This window comes from Streptantibioticus ferralitis, assembly GCF_029223525.1.
Taxonomy (GTDB): domain Bacteria; phylum Actinomycetota; class Actinomycetes; order Streptomycetales; family Streptomycetaceae; genus Streptantibioticus_A; species Streptantibioticus_A ferralitis.
This window is the reverse complement of the sequence record NZ_JARHTQ010000009.1, coordinates 224,668-242,229: the sequence shown is the minus strand read 5'-3', so window position 1 is coordinate 242,229 and position 17,562 is coordinate 224,668. Positions and strand designations below refer to the sequence as shown.

The following is a 17,562-nucleotide window of genomic DNA, read 5'->3' as shown; positions in this document are numbered from 1 at the left end:
AGCGGGCGGCGTGCCGCCGGTGGCAGACCGTGGATCACACGGATCCGCTGGCAACGGGTGGGTCACGCGGTAGTGACATACCGCTGGGTATGCCGACACAATCACCTGGAGATTACTCGCCCGTAACGTGGGAGGCTCCCGGTGCTCAGCACGATGCAGGACGTACCGCTGACCGTCACGCGCATCCTTGTTCACGGTGCGCTTGTCCATGGGCGGTCACAGGTGACGACCTGGACCGGGGAGGGCGAGCCACAGCGCCGCTCCTTCCACGACATCGGGATCCGCGCCGTCCAACTGGCCAACGCGCTCCGCGACGAACTGGGCGTCGCCACCGGTGACCGGGTCGCGACGCTGATGTGGAACAACGCGGAGCACGTCGAGGCGTACTTCGCGATCCCGTCCATGGGTGCGGTGCTGCACACGCTGAATCTGCGGCTGCCCGCCGAGCAGTTGACCTGGATCGTCAACCACGCGGCGGACCGGGTCATCATCGTCAACGGCACGCTGCTGCCGCTGCTCGCCCCGCTGCTGCCGCGGCTGGATTCCGTGGAGCACCTGGTGGTCGTGGGCCCAGGCGACACCTCCGTGCTCGACGGCTGCCGCCCGACCGTCCATGAGTACGAGTCGCTGATCGCGGACCGCGCGCACCACTACGACTGGCCCGAGCTGGACGAACGGCAGGCCGCCGCGATGTGCTACACCTCGGGCACCACCGGCGAACCCAAGGGCGTGGTCTACAGCCACCGGTCCATCTACCTGCACTCGATGCAGGTCAACATGGCCGAGTCGTTCGCGCTGACCGACCAGGACACCACCCTTCCCATCGTCCCGATGTTCCATGTCAACGCCTGGGGCATTCCGCATGCCGCGTTCATGACGGGCATCAACATGCTGATGACCGACCGGTTCCTGCAGCCCGCCGCGATCGCCGAGATGATCGAGGCCGAGCGGCCCACGCACGCCGCCGCCGTCCCCACCATCTGGCAGGGGCTGCTCGCCGAACTCGCCGCCAAGCCACGGGACGTCTCCTCGGTACGCCAGGTCATCATCGGCGGCTCGGCCTGCCCGCCCTCGCTGATGAGGGACTTCGAGGAGCGGCACGGCATCGACGTCTGCCACGCCTGGGGGATGACCGAGACCTCGCCGCTGGGCACGACGGCCCACCCCCCGGCCGGAGTCACCGGCGAGGAGGCATGGAAGTACCGGGTCACCCAGGGCCGCTTCCCCACCTCCGTGGAGGCCCGGCTGATCGGCCCCTCCGGCGAGGTGATGCCGTGGGACGGTCAGAGCGCGGGTGAACTGGAGATACGCGGTCCGTGGATCGCGGGCGCCTACTTCGGCGGCGCCGGAGCCGAACCCATCACTCCCGAGGACAAGTTCCACGACGGCTGGCTGCGCACCGGCGACGTCGGGGTGATCTCATCGGACGGCTATCTGACACTGACCGACCGCGCGAAGGACGTCATCAAGTCGGGCGGTGAGTGGATCTCATCGGTGGAGTTGGAGAACCACCTGATGGCTCACCCGGATGTGGCCGAGGCGGCCGTCATCGCGGTCCCCGACGAGAAGTGGGGCGAACGGCCGCTCGCCACCGTGGTGTTGAAGCAAGGCGCTGCGGCGGACTACGCCACGCTGCGGGTCTTCCTCACCGAACGCGTCGCCCGCTGGCAGGTCCCGGAGCGCTGGACGATCGTGACCGCCGTCCCCAAGACCTCGGTCGGCAAGTTCGACAAGAAGGTGATCCGCCGCCAGTACGCGGACGGGCAGTTGGACGTGACCGTCTTCTAGGGCCCGTCCTTCTGGGGTCCGTCCGGCGGGCGCACGGCCGCGGTGAACCACGGCCAACCTCCCCCGGACGGACGGCCCTAGAGCTCGGTGCCGATCTTGCTCAGCAGGTCCACGATCCGGCCCTGCACCTCGCCGCTGGTGGAGCGTTCCGCGAGGAACAGCACGGTCTCGCCCGAGCCGAGCCGTGGCAGCTCGGCCGCGTCGATATCCACCGAGGTGTAGACGACGAGCGGAGTGCGGTTCAACAGGCCGTTCGCCCGCAGCCAGTCGACGATGCCGACCCGACGGCGCCTGATCAGCATCAGATCCATCACGACCAGATTCGGTCGTATCTGGGCGGCCAGCGTTGCCGCGTCGCCCTCCGACGCCGCGTGCGCGACCTGCATTCCGCGCCGCTCCAGCGTCGCGGTGAACGCCGCCGCGATGTCCCGGTGGCTCTCCACCAGCAGTACCCGCGGCGGGTGTTGCTCGCTGTCGCGCGGCGCGAGGGCCTTGAGCAGCACGGCCGGGTCGGCGCCGTACGCCGCCTCGCGGGTGGCCTGGCCGAGCCCGGCCGTCACCAGCACCGGGACCTCGGCGGCCACCGCCGCCGCACGCAGCGACTGAAGCGCTGTACGGGTGATCGGGCCGGTCAGCGGGTCGACGAACAGCGCCGCCGGATACTCGGCGACCTGCGCGTCCACCTCCTCGCGCGACCGCACCGTCACCGGACGGTAGCCGCGGTCGGTCAACGCCTGCCGGGTCGACACATCGGGTTCCGGCCAGACCAGCAGCCGCCGCGGGCTGCTCAGTTCGGCCGCCGCGTCGCCGTCGGCCTCGGCGGGCGCCGAGGCCGCGCTGACCTCCACCGCGCCGTTAGGGCCGTCGAGATGCTCGGGACCCTCGTCCCCTTCGGCGGGCGCGCCTATGGCGAACGCCTGGCCCTCACCCTGGCTGTCACTGGGCTGGAACGCCGGATTCGATGCCGAGACGGCGTCCGTCGGGTGCGGCCGGGCGGGCTCGACGGCCTGTGCCGCGCCGGTGGCCACCGCCTGCGGCGGAGCGGACAGCTTCCGGCGCCGCCCCGAACCACCGGACGCGGCGGGCTGCCCGGCCGCGGGCGTCGCCTGCCCCGGCTGGGTGAACGCCACGCCCTGCCCCAGCGTCCGTACGCTTATCGCCCGCCCCTCCGACTGCGGCGACTGAGCGGCTTCGCCGCCCGGCGCCGTCGGGAGCGCGGGTAGCGGGCGCGGTCCGGCCGCCGCGTGCCAACCGGCCGTACCCTGCTGGCCGTTGACCGGGCCGGGCAGCGCGTGGTGCGGGGTCGGACGTGCCGGTTGCTGCTGGCTCGGACGCTCGCCTTGGGGCAGGCCCTGGTGAACCGGTTCCATGGCCTCGGCGGCCGGAGGCATCGCGCCCGGCAACTCCGGCCCGGCGGCAGGCTTCTTGGCCCGACGGCCGGACGGCCGGGGCGCCGACTCGGTGGCGGGCGAAGGGGACGGCGGTTCGATGGCGAGCCGTTGGGGCTGCTCAGGACCGGGGAGCGGACCCGACTCCTCGGGCAGCGCGCCTGGACCGTCCACAGCACGTGCGCGGCGTCCCCGAGGCGTCGCCGTTTGCGCCGCGGCCTGCTCGGGCGGCGCCGCCTGAGCGGGCAGGGCCGGACGGCTCAACTGCTCCTGCGGGGCGGGCAGCGTACCGGCCATCGGTACGTTCACCTGCCCGCCGCCTTGCGGATCGCCGGGCGGCAGTGCGTGTGCGGCGGGACCCGCGGGAAGCTCCGGCTGCTGGCCCTCGGCCAGCGTGCGGCGCGCCCGCCGACCGCTCGGCCGGGCTGCCGCCGCGGCCTGCGGCTGCGGCCCGGACCCGTTGGAGCCGTTCGTTCCGTCCGCGCTGTCGGGTACAGGACCGGGCAGCTGTTCCGTGCCGCCCGGCTCCGCACGGCGCAGCGCCCGACGCCGCCCGGTCGGCTGGTCCGGTGTCGCGGACGTGCCGCTCGCGGCGGCCGACGGTCCCGCCGGAAGCGCGATGGCCGCACCGGGACCGCCGTTGCTGTCGTCAACCGGCCGCCGCGGCCGTGGCGCCCGCCCGGCGGCCGGGCCCGTCGGGTCGTCGGCCTTCTGCCCGGCCGTCGCACCCTGCGTACCGCGGGCCGGGGCGGACGGCATCGGCAGCACCGTCGTCTCGGATTCGCGCACCGCCGCCGACGCCTTGCCCGGGTCGGTGTCACCACCCGTGCCGCCGTCGCCGACCGGCACCTCCAGCACATAGGCGCTACCGCCCTGCCCCGGAACGTCATGCGTCTGCAGCACTCCGCCGTGCCGCTCCACGATTCCACGGGTGATCGGCAGATGGACCGGGCTGCCGCCGCTGTGCGGTCCGCGCACCTCGATCCGTACCACGTCGCCGCGCTGCGCCGCCGCGACCACGATTGTGGAGTCACCGCCTCCGGCGACCACCGCGGTACGGCCCGTGGCGTCCACACCCGCCACATCGGCGATCAGATGCGCGAGCGCCTGCGACAGCCGGGGCCCGTCCACCACGGCCTCGATCGGCGGCGCGTGCACCGCGTACTGCGCGCGGCCCGGGCCGATCAGGTCGATCGCCCCTTCCACGCCCGCCGCGACCACGTCGTCGAGACCGACCGACGCCCGCTCCAGCTTCTCCTTGCCGGAGTCGAGCCGCTGGAAGGCCAGCACGTTGTCGATGAGCGTGGTCATCCGCGCGTACCCGGCGGCCAAATGGTGCAGCGTCTGGTTGGCCTCCGGCCACAACTGCCCCGCCGGGTCCGCCGCGAGCCCGGACAGCTCACCGCGCAGCTCGTCCAGCGGCGCGCGCAGCGACGCGTCCAGCACCTCGCGCAACTGCGCATGGCGCGCCGCCAGCGCGTCGAAGCGGCCGCGGTCGGTGAAGGACATCACCGCGCCGACCAGTTGCTCGCCCTCGCGCACCGGCGCGGTGGTGAGGTCGACGGGCACCGCGCGCCCGTTCTTCGTCCACAGCACCTGTCCGCGCACCCGGTGCTTGCGTCCCGAGCGCAGCGTGTCGGCGAGCGGCGTCTCCTCGTACGGCAGCGCGGTGCCGTCGGCCCGAGAGTGATGGATCAGCGGGTGCAGCTCCTGTCCGCCGAGGTCACTGGCCCGAAAGCCGAGGATCTGCGCCGCGGCCGGGTTGACCAGCACGACCTTGCCCTCGGTGTCGACGCCGACCACGCCCTCGCTGGCGGCGCGCAGGATCATCTCGGTCTGCCGCTGCTGGCGGGCGAGTTCGGCCTCGGTGTCGAGTGTGCCGGTCAGGTCCCGGACCACCAGCATCAGCAGTTCGTCACCGGTGTACAGGTGGTGCGGATCGGCGTACGGGGTGCGCCCGTCCTCCAGGTTCGCGCTCGTCACCTCGACCGGGAACTCGCTGCCGTCGGTGCGCCGCGCGACCATCCGGGTCGGCTTGGTGCGCCGGTCCTCCTCCGAGTCCGGGCGGCGCATCGAACCGGGGATGCGCCGGGAGTCGAAGGCGGGCAGCAGATCGAGCAGACCCCGCCCGACCAGCGCGGTGCCGGGGGCCTCGAACGTCTCCAGGGCTATCGCATTGGCGTTGACCACTGTTCCGTTGGCGTTCACCAACAGGAGCGCGTCGGGGAGGGCATCGAGTATTGCCGCGAGGCGAGCAGCGCCTCGGGATGGCCTGCTGCTCACGAGACGCGTCCTCCCTGATACCGCACTTGCTGATACCGCTCTTTGTTCAGCTTGCTCGGCGATCGCGGGCTGCTATCACCGATGGCCCATCTTGCCCTTCCCCCCGTGGCATGTCACCACAGGAGTGTAAGGGGCGTCCTCCTGGGCGCGGTGGCGGATGACGGAGAGCGAGGAGAGGTTTCGTGACGATCTTGTCCGGGTCCGACTAAGACCGACTAATGCCGACCAAGCCGGACCGTTCTCGCCTGCGCCGGACCGTTCCCGGGCCTGGGATGAGCGACTGTGCTGAGCGATTGGCCGCCCGGGTGATTCCGGGGCGCCGCCCGGATGACCTGGCGGGCGCGCGCCCTACGGGGCCGGGGTCCGGGGCGGGCGGCCCGGCTCGGGGAGTACCGGTTCCATCCGCTGCCAGCGTGCGGCCTGACAGCCATCGGTCCTGGTGTACGTGTCCTCGACGTGCCGACCGCGCCAGGTGCCGGTGATCCGCGCGGTCTGCGGTCCGCCGTAGAGCTCGGTGCACATCTGGTCGTGCGGCACGGGGCCGAGCGGACCGTCCAGCGCGTCGAGCCGGTCGCACGCGGCCCGCGCGTTCCGGTGCGTACCGCCCGCCGGATGGCAGCTCAGCGTGCTGGTGACGGTGGGGCCGCTGCCGTCGGCGTACGTGATGGTGAGCTGATCGCCCGCGGAGTCGGGCAACGGCAACGGCAGCGGCAGTGGCAGCGGTACTGGCACCGGCAGCCGTGCGGCCGCGGAGGCCGGGGCGGGAACGGCGGCCAGCGCCAGGACCGCCGTGGCGGTGAGGGAGAGTCCGAGCGGCCGCGGCGGGCGGGCTTCGAAGCGGCTCTCGGTGTGAGCGCGGTCACGGATACGGAACATGAGGCGGCTCCCAGAAGGCGGCGAAGCGCCGGAGAAGGGGCGGAGAAGGGGCGGGGCAGCGGAAGGCGACGCGCCTCTCCTACCGCCCGGGCCGCGCCCAGCCACGGCATATCACCCGATCGTGGGCATGTCGGCGCACCGCCTCGTAACGGCTTTGCCCTCCCGACCGGCGGCCTTGTACCGTAAGCTGCGATTGGTAACGCCCCTCGGGGGTGTGCCATTATCTGGACACGCACCGCGCTCGCGCGGATCGTGCTGGAGGCTTCGCCTAGTCTGGTCTATGGCGCCGCACTGCTAATGCGGTTTGGGTTAATCGCCCATCCCGGGTTCAAATCCCGGAGCCTCCGCTTTCACCGACAGCCCCGTCCGGTTCTCCGGCCGGGGCTGTCGCGTTTCCCGAGCGACTCCGGGCACCCCCGTGATCGCCCCCGCGCGCCCCGGCTGCCGCCCAGACGCCCCTCGTTGCGGCGTTTCCCCAGGTCGGAGTGGGTATGGCTAATGGATTTCGCCTGGCGGCGGGGTTCATGTAATGTTGTTCCCGCAACGCCGACCGGCAAGAAAACGCCGGGAAGCACAAGCACTCGTAGCTCAACGGATAGAGCATCTGACTACGGATCAGAAGGTTGCAGGTTCGAATCCTGCCGAGTGCACAGCAGCTCAGAGGCCCTCTCGAACGATCGAGAGGGCCTCTTGCCTTGGACGTGACAGCAGTGGTTGACGGCAGCCGCTCCTGGATCGCCTCCGCCACCGCCACTGCCACCGCTCCTCGACCGAACCGTCATCGTCATCCGGCCCGTTGCCGTCGTCGCCGTCATCCTGCGCCGGGGCAGCGCCACGCCCGAGGCCTTCCATGATCGTCGGGGTGTCGGTCTGCCGCTCATGGAGCGATGAGGCGCAAGCAGGCCGAAGACCGTGGAAGCGAGGAGCGGGCGGCCTTGTTTCGACCGGTCCCTGGAACGATGTAATTCCGTAGCATTGATGCGTAGTTGACCCACGTCAGCCGGCGCACCGTCGGCTTCGGGACATTCTCTCGCGCAGCATCCTGCCAATGGCGGCGGCCACCTCTTCGGGATGCGAGACCATCGAGAGATGGCTGGAGGGTAGTTCGGTGACCGTGGCATTCGCCCGTTCGGCGAACCACCGCTGCAGCCCGGGGTCGAGGATCTGGTCGTCCACGGAGAGGACGTAGGCGCACGGCAGGTCATGCCACGCACCGCGCCCTGACGGACGCGAGAAGCAGGCGCTGTGGGTCGGCTTCTGCACTGCTGCCAGGATCCGGGTCGTCGTCGCCGGAAGATCGGCTCCGAGCGCATCCCCGAACAGGTCGGGATCGATGGTCGACCAGCCATCTTCACTGAACCGGATCGCGGCGCGGCCACGGGTCGGCGCGCCACGATCGCTCAGCATCTGGATCGTCTCGGATTCGTCGGGTGCGTAGGCCGCGATGAACACCAGCGCGGTGACCTGGGCGTTTTGATGCGCGGCCGCGGATATCACCATGCCGCCGTAGGAGTGCCCGACCAACGTCACCGGCTCGTCGAATGTCGCGATCTGCCGCTGTGTCCAGGCGATGTCCGCTTCCAGCGAGGTCAGCGGCAGCTGGACGGCCAGCATCCGGTGCCCCTCGTCCTGGAGGGCGGCGATCACCTCCTGCCAGCTCGACCCGTCACTCCAAGCTCCGTGCACCAGCACGATGTTCGACACTGCCGCCTCCATGTTTCCCAACCCACGACCGGCGCTGTGATCGCGCCCGTCGCGGACGGATCTCATCACCGGCGCCACACAACCATCCTGGGACGGCGAATCCTGATCCAGGAGGTTGATCCAGCGGCATTCCGACGTCAGACCGCGATCGAATGACGCTTATCGACATGAGACGGCGCCAGCTGTCACGGGGCGGCGGCACACCAGTGAAGACGTTGGCCGGCCCCGCGTCCGCCCCGCGGCCAGGGCATGCCGTGAACCCGGAGTCTGGGGACGGCTCCGTGTCTGTCCGTGCCGATCAGGTCAGAACCGCACCCATGGTGGCCTGTATGACCGCCGACGACGGATCCAAGGCCGCAGCTTCCAACCCTGCCGCGTGCACAACATCATCAGGCCCGTTCCGACGTCGGAACGGGCCTTCCACAGATCAGGCAGGGCGCGTGCGGCTTCCGGAGTCTGCCTGGCCACCTGGGCCGCTGGTCACCGGGGCGCGGTCTGGGGGTGGGGCCTACAGGCCCTCGTGGCGTTCCGCGCGGTCGAGTACGTCGACGAAGCGCTGCCACTGCTGGGCCGATTCCTCGCCGTCGGCGACGGTGAACTCCTCGGGCGACAAGAACGGCACGCGCTCGCGCGTCTCAGGGTCGAGCGCTTCCCACGCGGCCCTGGCCTGCCGTGACCGCTCCGCACTTGTTGCACTGCCAGTTTCCATTGTTGAGTTGCCTGCCGTCCGTCGAGCCGCACATGGGACAGGTCACGTCTCCTCCTGAGGGTGAATGATGACAGGGCCTTGCTGCTGTCGGTAGAGCACTGGGCATACCCCACCGGCCTGTTCTCGCGCGCCCGCGCGTTGGGGGGCGGGCGTGCGCCTCCCAGGTGCTTCGAGCGCCCCGCATGGTGTCCCGGCGGTGGTGTGGTGTTCCGGGGGGTCTTCGTGCATGTAAGGTGGTGTCCAACGACGCGGGGTGGAGCAGCTCGGTAGCTCGCTGGGCTCATAACCCAGAGGTCGCAGGTTCAAATCCTGTCCCCGCTACTGCGGTCACGGGCCCGGCACTTACGAGTGCCGGGCCCGTGGCGTCTTCCCGCTCGCTCAGCTGGGCCAGGCGCGCATGGCCAGTTCGGCCAGGGCCTCCAGCTCGCTGCGGCTCGCGCCGTCCCGAGCCTGGGTGGACATGCCCTGGAAGACCGCGGCGTAGTACTGGGCGAGAGCCTCGGTGTCGGTGTCGGCGGGGAGCTCGCCGGTGCGGACGCCGGAGACCACGCGGTCGTGTATCGCGTGCTTGCTCGCCTCGCGAATGTCACGCAGTGCGGCCTCGACGTCGGCGGATTCCGGCCCGCAGTTGACGGCGCCGGAGATCACCAGGCAGCCGTGCGGGCGGCCGGGGGCGGTGAACTCGGCGGCGGCCTCGTGGAGTACGCGCTCTATCGCGCCCCGGGCGGTCGGCTCCTCGGTGAGCGCGCGGGGGGTGAAGGCGCCGTAGGACTCCTGGTACCGGGCGACGGCCTCCTCGAACAGCGAGCGCTTGTCGCCGAAGGCGGCGTAGAGGCTGGGCGGGCTGATGCCCATGGCCTTGGTCAGCCCGGAGATGGAGGTGGCCTCGTAGCCGTGTTGCCAGAAGAGGGTGAGGGCCCGCTCCAGTGCCGTCTCCCGGTCGAAGCCCCGGGGGCGGCCCTTCGGCTTCTCCTTCTCTTGCCGCCGCTGCCGCTCCAGCGGCTGTGTTCCGGTCATGGGGAAATTCTATAGCGATCGATAGGTGGTGTGCTATGGTTTTCCGTAGCGACTACTACAGAAGGTCGCGGGGGTACGGGAGGGGTGCGCCATGCGATACGTGGCGAGCGGTACTGACCTGGTCGAGTACGCGACGGCGGGCAGCGGTCCCGGGCTGGTGCTGGTGCACGGCACCGGGAGCGACGCGGAGAGCAACTACGGGCATCTGGTGGGCCGGTTCTCCGATCGGCACACGGTGATCACGCCCAACTACTCGGGCAGCGGCGGAACGAAGGACTCTGGCGGTCCGCTGACCATCGACGGTCTGGCCCGGCAGGTCGAAGCGGCGGTCGCCGATGCGGGGGCGCCGGGACCGGTAGCCGTGGTGGGGTTCTCTCTTGGCGCCGCCGTGGCGGCGGCCCTGGCCGCCATCCGGCCCGAGCTGGTCAGCAAACTCGTACTGGTGGCGGGGTGGGCGGCCACCGGCCCGCGGCAGCGTCTGGCGTTCGGCCTCTGGCGGCGGCTGTGGACAGCGGACCCGGCACTGTTCGCGCGCTTCGTGACGACCGAGGGGTGGTCCTCGGCGTGGCTGGATGACGCGGGGGACACGGCGATCGAGCGGACCGTGGCGCAGACCAGCTTCCCGGACGGCGCCCGGCGCCAGATCGATCTCGACATCGCACTGGACATCCGCGCGCTGCTACCCGACATCACCGCGCCCACCCTGGTCGTCGGCGCGGCCCGGGACCAGATAGTCCCGGTCGCCTACACTCGCGAGTTGCATGAGTCGATACCGGGCAGCCGCTACGAGGAACTGGACAGCGGGCACCTGGTAATCCATGAGCGTCCCGCTGAACTGGCCGGTCTCATCAGGGACTTCGTCGCCTGACCCGGGAACTCGCCAACTGGCTGACCCCGTTACCCCTCCTCGGGATACCACCGCAGTTCCACCGTGTTGCCGTCCGGGTCGCGTACATAGAGGGACTGGGCGGTGCCGCGGGCGCCGAAGCGGGGGCCGGGGCCGTCCAGGACGGTGAACTCGCCTGAGTCGATGACCTGTTGCCAGTCGAGGGGCTCCACGACCAGGCAGATGTGGTCGACGTTGGAGCCCTGGACGGAGTCGGACGGGCCTTGCACGAGGTCGATGATGGTCGTCGGACTCACGCGTACCGAGGGGAAGGGCGCTTTGCCCGCGCGCCATTCGTCGACGCGGACCGGCGCGAGGCCGAGCGGGCCGCAGTAGAAGGAGAGGGAACGCTCGATGTCAGCGACGTTGAGGACGAGATGGTCGAAGTCGATCACGCGCATGGTTCCTCCATAGGGTGTTGAGCGGCCCAACACTGCCGGTCGTGGCTGATTGTCGCCCCGAGCGGCCACCGGGTCCGATCCGAGGGTGGGTTGTCGGGCCGGTTCAGCCCTTCAGCTCCAGCGCCTCGGCCAGGCGCCGCCAGCCCTCACGCGCCAGGCCGGCCGCGCCGGACGGCCTCGATGACCTCGCCGTTGTCCGAGTTGGCGTCCGCCCCCAGCGCGACGCTCCAGATCCCGTACCGTCCCAGTGCCGTGCCCATGGCCCGTCCCCCTCCGTGTGGTGTCCCTGCCGGTGTACTCGGCAGCGGCAACCGGAGGTCCCCCCGCCTATTCCTTGGCTGGGCGGCTCCTTAACGGAGTGGCCCGGAGTTTCTCAGACAACTCACAGATTGCGGAAAGGATGCTCTCACTGGCGAGGTCGAAGGTGTTGGCCATGCCTGCCATTCCTTCTTCCACGCAGAGCGGCCGGACTGCCACCAGCGCCAGCCGGACCGTCGCCAGCCAGACCGCCGCCGCGCCCGTGGCCGCGGGCCGTACCGAGTTGCTGCGTCCCGACGGGTCGCCGGTCCGGGTGCTTGTCGTCGACGATGAGTCGGCACTCGCCGATCTGTTGTCCATGGCGTTGCGGTACGAGGGATGGGAAGTGCGCACCGAGGCCGACGGTGGCGCCGCGTTGCGGACCGCGCGTGACTTCCGGCCCGACGCGGTGGTGCTCGACATCATGCTCCCCGACGTCGACGGGCTTGAGGTGCTGTCCAGGGTGCGCCGCGAACTGCCCGATGTGCCGGTGCTGTTCCTGACCGCCAAGGACGCCGTCGAGGACCGGATCGCCGGGCTGACCGCGGGCGGCGACGACTATGTGACGAAGCCCTTCAGCCTTGAGGAGGTGGTGGCCCGGCTGCGCGGTCTGCTGCGCCGGTCCGGGGCGGCGGCCATCCGCTCGGAGTCGCTGCTGGTGGTGGGTGACCTCACCCTTGATGAGGACAGCCATGAGGTCAGCCGCGCCGGCCGGTCCATCCACCTCACCGCCACCGAGTTCGAGCTGTTGCGGTACCTGATGCGCAACCCGCGCCGGGTGCTCAGCAAGGCCCAGATCCTTGACCGGGTGTGGAGCTACGACTTTGGCGGCCAGGCCAACGTCGTCGAGCTCTACATCTCGTACCTGCGGCGGAAGATCGATGCGGGTCGGGCGCCGATGATTCACACCCGGCGTGGCGCCGGATATCTGATCAAGCCTGCCGAAGCCGGATGACCGCCGCGCCCGGTCCCTCGGCCCCGATCGGAAACCCGGCTGTGACGCGTTCCGCGACCGCGTCCCGTCGCCGCTGGTCGTTGCGGGCGCGACTGCTGGCCTGGTCGGTCACGCTGGTCGCCGTCGTCTGCACGGTGGTTGGCGTGGTGACGACGGTGGCACTGCAGTCCTATCTCTACAAGCAGTTGGACGGCAGTGTCCGGGGCGTGGCCGGGCGGGCGACGCATCTGCCGCCGGACGTGGGGCACTCCGGCCCGGGTCCGGACCTGTCCGCTCCCACCCCGGCCCAGGTACTGGGCTTCGTCACCGGCGGTGGACAGGCCCCCGGAACGCTCGGCGCGATCCTCGACCTCAAGGGCCAGGTCATCGACGGCCAGTTCAGCGCCGCGACGCAGAGCCGGGACCTCACCGGCATCCCGTTCAACGGCGCACAGCGGGCGGCACTGAGCGGCCTGGCCCTGGACGGCACCCCGCGCACCGTCGACATCCCGGGCCTTGGCGACTACCGGATCATGCGGGTGGTGAGCGAGGACGGCGTCCCGCTGGTCGTCGGGCAGCCGGCGAAGGACGTGCAGAACACGGTGCGCAAGCTCATCGTGATCACGATCTGCGTCACCGCCGGCGGGCTGGTGGCCGCCGGGCTGGCCGGTGCGGTGACCACCCGGTACGCACTGCGCCCGCTGCGCCGTGTCGCGGCGACCGCCACCCGCGTCTCCGAACTGCGCCTGGATCGTGGCGAGGTGGCGCTGCACGACCGTGTCCCGGTGTCGGACACCGACCCGCGTACCGAGGTCGGACAGGTCGGTGCCGCGCTCAACCGCCTGCTGGGCCATGTGGGTTCGGCGCTTGAGGCCCGGCATGCCAGTGAGACGCAGGTCCGCCAGTTCGTCGCCGACGCCAGCCATGAACTGCGTACGCCGCTGGCCTCGATTCGCGGCTACGCCGAGTTGACCCGGCGCGGCGGTGAGCCGATCGGCCCCGACACCCGGCATGCGCTCGGCCGGATCGAGTCCGAGGCGAAGCGCATGACGACGCTCGTGGAGGACCTCCTGCTGCTCGCCCGGCTCGACGCCGGACGCCCGTTGTCGTACGAGGCGCTGGATCTTTCGCCACTGGTGGTCGACGCGGTCAGTGACGCCCGTGCGGCGGGTCCGGGCCACCGCTGGCGGCTGGATCTGCCCGATGACCCGGTGCTGGTACGCGCCGATCCGGCTCGGCTGCATCAGGTGCTGGCCAACCTGCTGGCCAACGCCCGTACCCACACCCCACCGGACACCACGGTCACCGCCCGGGTTTCCCGCCATCCGCGCGGTGCGCTGCTGGAGGTGCTGGACAACGGTCCGGGTATACCTGCCACGCTGCTGCCGTATGTCTTCGAGCGGTTCGCCCGGGGTGAGGTGTCCCGCTCCCGGACGGCGGGCAGCACCGGCCTGGGCCTGGCCATCGCGCATGCGGTGGTCACCGCGCACGGTGGCCGGATCACGGCGGAAAGCGTTCCCGGCCGTACGGTCTTCCGCGTGCTGCTGCCCGGCACCGCCGACACCGCTGCCGCCGACACCGCCCCCGCGGAGTCCGTTTCCGCTGGCGCCCGCCCGGACTCACAGGCTGGGGACAGGCTGACCACACGGTCGTGACAGCGGGGCCGCCGAGTGTCGTGATCCATGAGGACCTTGACGCTTCCCCCGCTTCCGCCCGCTCGCGCCGGTGCACCGCCCGGCGGCCCCCGGCAGCGGCTGCCTGCCCGCGCACCGCTGCGCCCCGCCGCGCAGGACACCGTGCTCGATGTCGTCATCCCCGTCTACAACGAGGAGACCGACCTCGAACCGTGCGTTCGCCGGCTGCACGCACACCTCGCCGCCGCCTTCCCGTACGGCTTCCGGATCACCATCGCCGACAACGCCAGTACGGACCGCACAGCCGTGGTCGCCGAGGCTCTGGAGCGGGAGTTCCCGCAGGTCAGCGCGGTGCATCTGGTGCAGAAGGGGCGGGGGCGGGCGCTGCGCGCCGTGTGGTCGCAGTCCGACGCGCCGGTACTGGCGTACATGGACGTCGACCTGTCGACCGACCTCAACGCGCTGCTGCCGCTGGTCGCCCCGCTGGTTTCCGGCCATTCCGACCTGGCCATCGGGTCGCGGCTGGCCCGCAGTTCACGTGTGGTGCGGGGGGCCAGACGGGAGTTCATCTCCCGCGCCTACAACCTGATTCTGCGTGGCGGCCTCGCGGCCCGCTTCTCCGATGCGCAGTGCGGGTTCAAGGCGATCCGCAAGGACGTAGCGGAGCGGCTGCTGCCGTTGGTCGAGGACACCGGCTGGTTCTTCGACACGGAGATGCTGGTTATCGCCGAGCGCGGGGGCCTGCGCATCCATGAGGTGCCGGTGGATTGGATAGACGATCCCCATAGCACCGTCCATATAGTGCGTACCGCGACTGATGACCTCAAGGGCGTCTGGCGGGTCGGCCGAGCACTGGCCACCGGCGCGCTGCCGCTTGACCGGCTGCGTCGGCCGTTCGGTGACGATCCGCGTGACCGCGCGCTCAGCGGGGTACCGAGCGGACTGGCCCGGCAGCTGGCCGGGTTCGCGGTGATCGGCGCGCTGAGCACGGCCGCCAACGCCGCTCTGTTCGCGGCCTTGCGCGAGGGCCTCGGTCCTCAACTGGCCAACGCCCTGGCGCTGTTGGTCTGCACGGTGGCCAATACCGCGGCGAACCGGCGCTTCACCTTCGGTGTGCGCGGGCGTGATCGCGCCGCTCGCCACCAGGCGCAGGGTCTGGTGGTGTTCGCTATCGGCCTGGCGCTGACCTCCGGCTCGCTGGCCGCCCTCCAACTGGCGGACGGGCGGCCGACACAGCGTGCGGAACTGGCCGTTCTGGTCGTCTCCAACCTTGCCGCGACCGTGGTGCGCTTCCTGCTGCTGCGCGCCTGGGTCTTTCCGGACGCGGCCGAACGCCACGAGGAGGCGCGATGAGCACGGCAGTCAGCGCACCGGTGAACGCCACCGCGGCGCCGGAACGCGCCCGCGAACCCCGCTGGGAGCGGCCGGGGTTCGTCGGCCTGCTGGCCGCGACCGCGCTGCTCTACCTGGTCAACCTGTCCTCCTCCGGCTGGGCGAACTCCTTCTACTCCGCCGCGGTCCAGGCGGGCAGCCGGAGCTGGAAGGCGTTCTTCTTCGGCTCCTCGGACGCGGCCAACTTCATCACCGTCGACAAGCCCCCGGTCTCACTGTGGCCGATGGAGTTGTCCGTCCGCCTCTTCGGGCTGGGCTCCTGGGCGGTGCTGGTGCCGCAGGCGCTGATGGGGGTGGCGACGGTCGCGGTGCTGTACGCGGCGGTGCGCCGCCGGTTCGGGCCGGGCGCGGGACTGGTCGCGGGGGCGGTGCTGGCGTGTACTCCGGTCGCGGTGCTGATGTTCCGGTTCAACAATCCCGATGCGCTGTTGGCCTTGCTGATGGTCTGCGCGGTCTACGCCGTCCAGCGGTCCCTCGAAGAGGGCCGGACGAAGTGGCTGGTGTGGGCCGGAGTGCTCTTCGGATGCGCGTTCCTGGTGAAGACCTTGCAGGCGTTCTTGATCCTGCCGCCGCTGGCGCTGGTGTACGTGGTCTTCGCTCCGGTACGGCTGAGGAAGCGGCTGTGGCAACTGGCCCTGGCCGCAGTGGCGTTGGTGGTGAGCGGCGGCTGGTGGGTGGCCGTGGTCCAGCTATGGCCCGCGTCCACTCGCCCGTATATCGGCGGTTCCCAGCACAACAGCTTCCTTGAACTCACCTTTGGCTATAACGGATTCGGCCGACTGAGCGGCAACGAGACCGGCAGTGTCGGCGGCGGTATGGGCCGAGGCCAGGGGGCGGGACAGGGCGGCGGTATGTGGGGGCAGACCGGCCTCGCCCGGCTGTTCTCCGCCCAAATGGGCGGCCAGATCGCCTGGTTGCTGCCCGCCGCGCTGATACTGCTGGTCGCTGGGATCGCGGTGACCTGGCGGACGAAGCGGAGCGATGCCCGGCGGCAGGCGCTGCTGCTCTGGGGCGGTGCGCTGCTCATCACCGCTGGGGTCTTCAGCTTTATGGCCGGGATCTTTCACCCGTACTACAACATCGCGCTTGCGCCGCATATCGCGGCGGTGGTGGGGATGGGCTGCGCGCTGCTGTGGGAGCGGCGACGTACACCCCTCGCGGCGGTCACGCTCGGGCTGACGGTGGCGGTGACCGCGTTCTGGTCGTACGAGCTGCTGGGGCGTACCCCGCACTGGCTGCCGTGGCTTCGCTGGCTGGTGCTGGTCGGTGGCCTCGCGGCCGGACTGGCACTGGCACTGGTGCTGGCGGTGGCCGGGCGCCGGATGCTGCGGGCGATGGCGGTGACCGCGGCGGCGGCCGGGCTCGCGGTGTCGCTGGCCGGACCGGCCGCGTATGCCGCGAGTACCGTCTCCACCGGCCACACCGGTTCGCTGCCGTCGGCGGGCCCGGCGGGAGCGGGCGCCATGGGTGGGCCGGGTGGCCCGGGCGGGCCAGGTGCTCGCGGTGGTCGCGGTGGCCTGGGCGGTCCCGGCATGGGTCCCGGCATGAGTCCGGGCATGGGTCAGGGTGGTCCGGGTGGTGCGGGTGGGGCGGGCGGTCCCGGCGGGTCGCGCGGCGGTCGCCTGCCGGGCAGCCCGCCCGCGGCCACCGGCGGCATACCTGCCGCCCCCGGCGGCTCCGCCACTGCCCCCGGCGGCTCCGCCACTGCCCCCGGCGGCTCCGCCACTGCCCCCGGCGGCTCCGCCACTGCCCCCGGCGGCTCGCCCGCTGCCCCTGGTGGCGGACGCGGCGGGATGGGCGGGCTGCTGGGCGGCGCCCAGGTGAGCACCGCCATGAAGGACCTGCTCACCCAGCACGCGGACGACTACACCTGGGTCGCCGCCGCCATCGGTTCGCAGAACCAGGCGAGCTACCAACTGGCCACCGGCCGACCGGTGATGGCCATCGGCGGCTTCAACGGTTCGGATCCGGCGCCCGTCCTGGCCCAGTTCGAGAAGCTGGTCGCCGAGCGGAGGATCCACTACTTCATCGGGAGCGGCGGCTCCGGCTTCGGACCCGGCATGGGCACCGCCGGAACCAACACCTCCGCCCAGATCAGCGCATGGGTCGAGAAGACCTTCAGCAAGAAGACGGTGGGCGGCACCACGGTCTACGACCTCACTTCCATGGCGGCATCGCAATAAACGACTTGTACGGCGTATGGGAAGGCTTCTACGGTGTACAGCACCGCACCGTCCCGTACGCCTTACAAGG

11 protein-coding genes and 3 tRNA genes are annotated in these 17,562 nt (G+C 71.0%); 9 read left to right on the top strand and 5 right to left on the bottom strand.

All coding sequences use genetic code 11. From position 1 onward, the window contains the following. Positions 1 to 141 precede the first annotated feature (141 nt). Positions 142 to 1,788 carry a long-chain fatty acid--CoA ligase gene (locus P2L57_RS17040; RefSeq protein ID WP_275815269.1) on the top strand — a complete coding sequence of 549 codons (1,647 nt, stop codon included), beginning with the start codon at positions 142 to 144 and terminating at the stop codon, positions 1,786 to 1,788. A 77-nt stretch (positions 1,789 to 1,865) separates the two neighbouring features. Here P2L57_RS17040 and P2L57_RS17035 read toward each other — a convergent pair whose 3' ends face one another. Together P2L57_RS17035 and P2L57_RS17030 are read right to left on the bottom strand one after the other, a co-directional pair. Further along, positions 1,866 to 5,459, bottom strand: coding sequence for a response regulator (locus P2L57_RS17035; protein WP_275815268.1), 3,594 nt, complete (start codon positions 5,457 to 5,459; stop codon positions 1,866 to 1,868). A gap of 348 nt (positions 5,460 to 5,807) precedes the next feature. Next, the gene (locus tag P2L57_RS17030; protein WP_275815266.1) at positions 5,808 to 6,335 is read right to left on the bottom strand and encodes an SSI family serine proteinase inhibitor; all 528 of its coding nucleotides are present in this window, start codon (positions 6,333 to 6,335) and stop codon (positions 5,808 to 5,810) included. Between the two features lie 257 nt (positions 6,336 to 6,592). Here P2L57_RS17030 and P2L57_RS17025 point away from each other — a divergent pair. Both P2L57_RS17025 and P2L57_RS17020 read left to right on the top strand, forming a co-directional pair. Next, a tRNA-Ser gene (locus P2L57_RS17025) sits at positions 6,593 to 6,682 on the top strand. Between the two features lie 230 nt (positions 6,683 to 6,912). Further along, positions 6,913 to 6,985: transfer RNA gene (locus P2L57_RS17020), tRNA-Arg, on the top strand. Positions 6,986 to 7,331: 346 nt separating this feature from the next. On the opposite strand, the gene P2L57_RS17015 is transcribed toward P2L57_RS17020, so the two are convergent. After that, positions 7,332 to 8,039 (bottom strand): alpha/beta fold hydrolase, encoded by a 708-nt coding sequence (locus P2L57_RS17015; protein WP_275815265.1) that lies wholly within the window; start codon positions 8,037 to 8,039, stop codon positions 7,332 to 7,334. 956 nt (positions 8,040 to 8,995) lie between these two features. Here P2L57_RS17015 and P2L57_RS17010 point away from each other — a divergent pair. Further along, a tRNA-Met gene (locus P2L57_RS17010) sits at positions 8,996 to 9,069 on the top strand. Positions 9,070 to 9,126: 57 nt separating this feature from the next. On the opposite strand, the gene P2L57_RS17005 is transcribed toward P2L57_RS17010, so the two are convergent. Then, complete coding sequence (locus P2L57_RS17005) at positions 9,127 to 9,765, bottom strand: TetR/AcrR family transcriptional regulator (RefSeq protein ID WP_275815264.1); 639 nt, start codon at positions 9,763 to 9,765, stop codon at positions 9,127 to 9,129. Positions 9,766 to 9,856: 91 nt separating this feature from the next. Here P2L57_RS17005 and P2L57_RS17000 point away from each other — a divergent pair, with 91 nt between their 5' ends. Continuing rightward, entirely contained in the window at positions 9,857 to 10,633 is a 777-nt protein-coding gene (locus P2L57_RS17000) for an alpha/beta fold hydrolase (RefSeq protein ID WP_275815262.1), read from the top strand. A 29-nt stretch (positions 10,634 to 10,662) separates the two neighbouring features. Here P2L57_RS17000 and P2L57_RS16995 read toward each other — a convergent pair whose 3' ends face one another. Next, the gene (locus P2L57_RS16995) at positions 10,663 to 11,052 is read right to left on the bottom strand and encodes a VOC family protein (RefSeq protein ID WP_275815260.1); all 390 of its coding nucleotides are present in this window, start codon (positions 11,050 to 11,052) and stop codon (positions 10,663 to 10,665) included. A 433-nt stretch (positions 11,053 to 11,485) separates the two neighbouring features. On the opposite strand from P2L57_RS16995, the gene P2L57_RS16990 reads away from it, so the two are divergent. From P2L57_RS16990 to P2L57_RS16975, 4 genes are read left to right on the top strand one after another with little or no spacing between them, the layout of a single operon-like run. Further along, positions 11,486 to 12,304 carry a response regulator transcription factor gene (locus P2L57_RS16990; RefSeq protein WP_275815258.1) on the top strand — a complete coding sequence of 273 codons (819 nt, stop codon included), beginning with the start codon at positions 11,486 to 11,488 and terminating at the stop codon, positions 12,302 to 12,304. Continuing rightward, a complete protein-coding gene (locus P2L57_RS16985) occupies positions 12,301 to 13,938 on the top strand; it encodes a sensor histidine kinase (RefSeq protein WP_275815256.1) in 1,638 nt (545 codons plus the stop codon). The genes P2L57_RS16990 and P2L57_RS16985 overlap by 4 nt, the downstream gene beginning before the upstream one ends. 27 nt (positions 13,939 to 13,965) lie before the next feature. Then, positions 13,966 to 15,270: a bifunctional glycosyltransferase family 2/GtrA family protein gene (locus P2L57_RS16980; protein ID WP_275815254.1), complete on the top strand. Its 1,305-nt coding sequence runs from the start codon at positions 13,966 to 13,968 to the stop codon at positions 15,268 to 15,270. After that, complete coding sequence (locus P2L57_RS16975) at positions 15,267 to 17,492, top strand: glycosyltransferase family 39 protein (protein WP_275815252.1); 2,226 nt, start codon at positions 15,267 to 15,269, stop codon at positions 17,490 to 17,492. Before P2L57_RS16980 ends, P2L57_RS16975 begins: the two co-directional genes overlap by 4 nt. Positions 17,493 to 17,562: the final 70 nt, after the last annotated feature.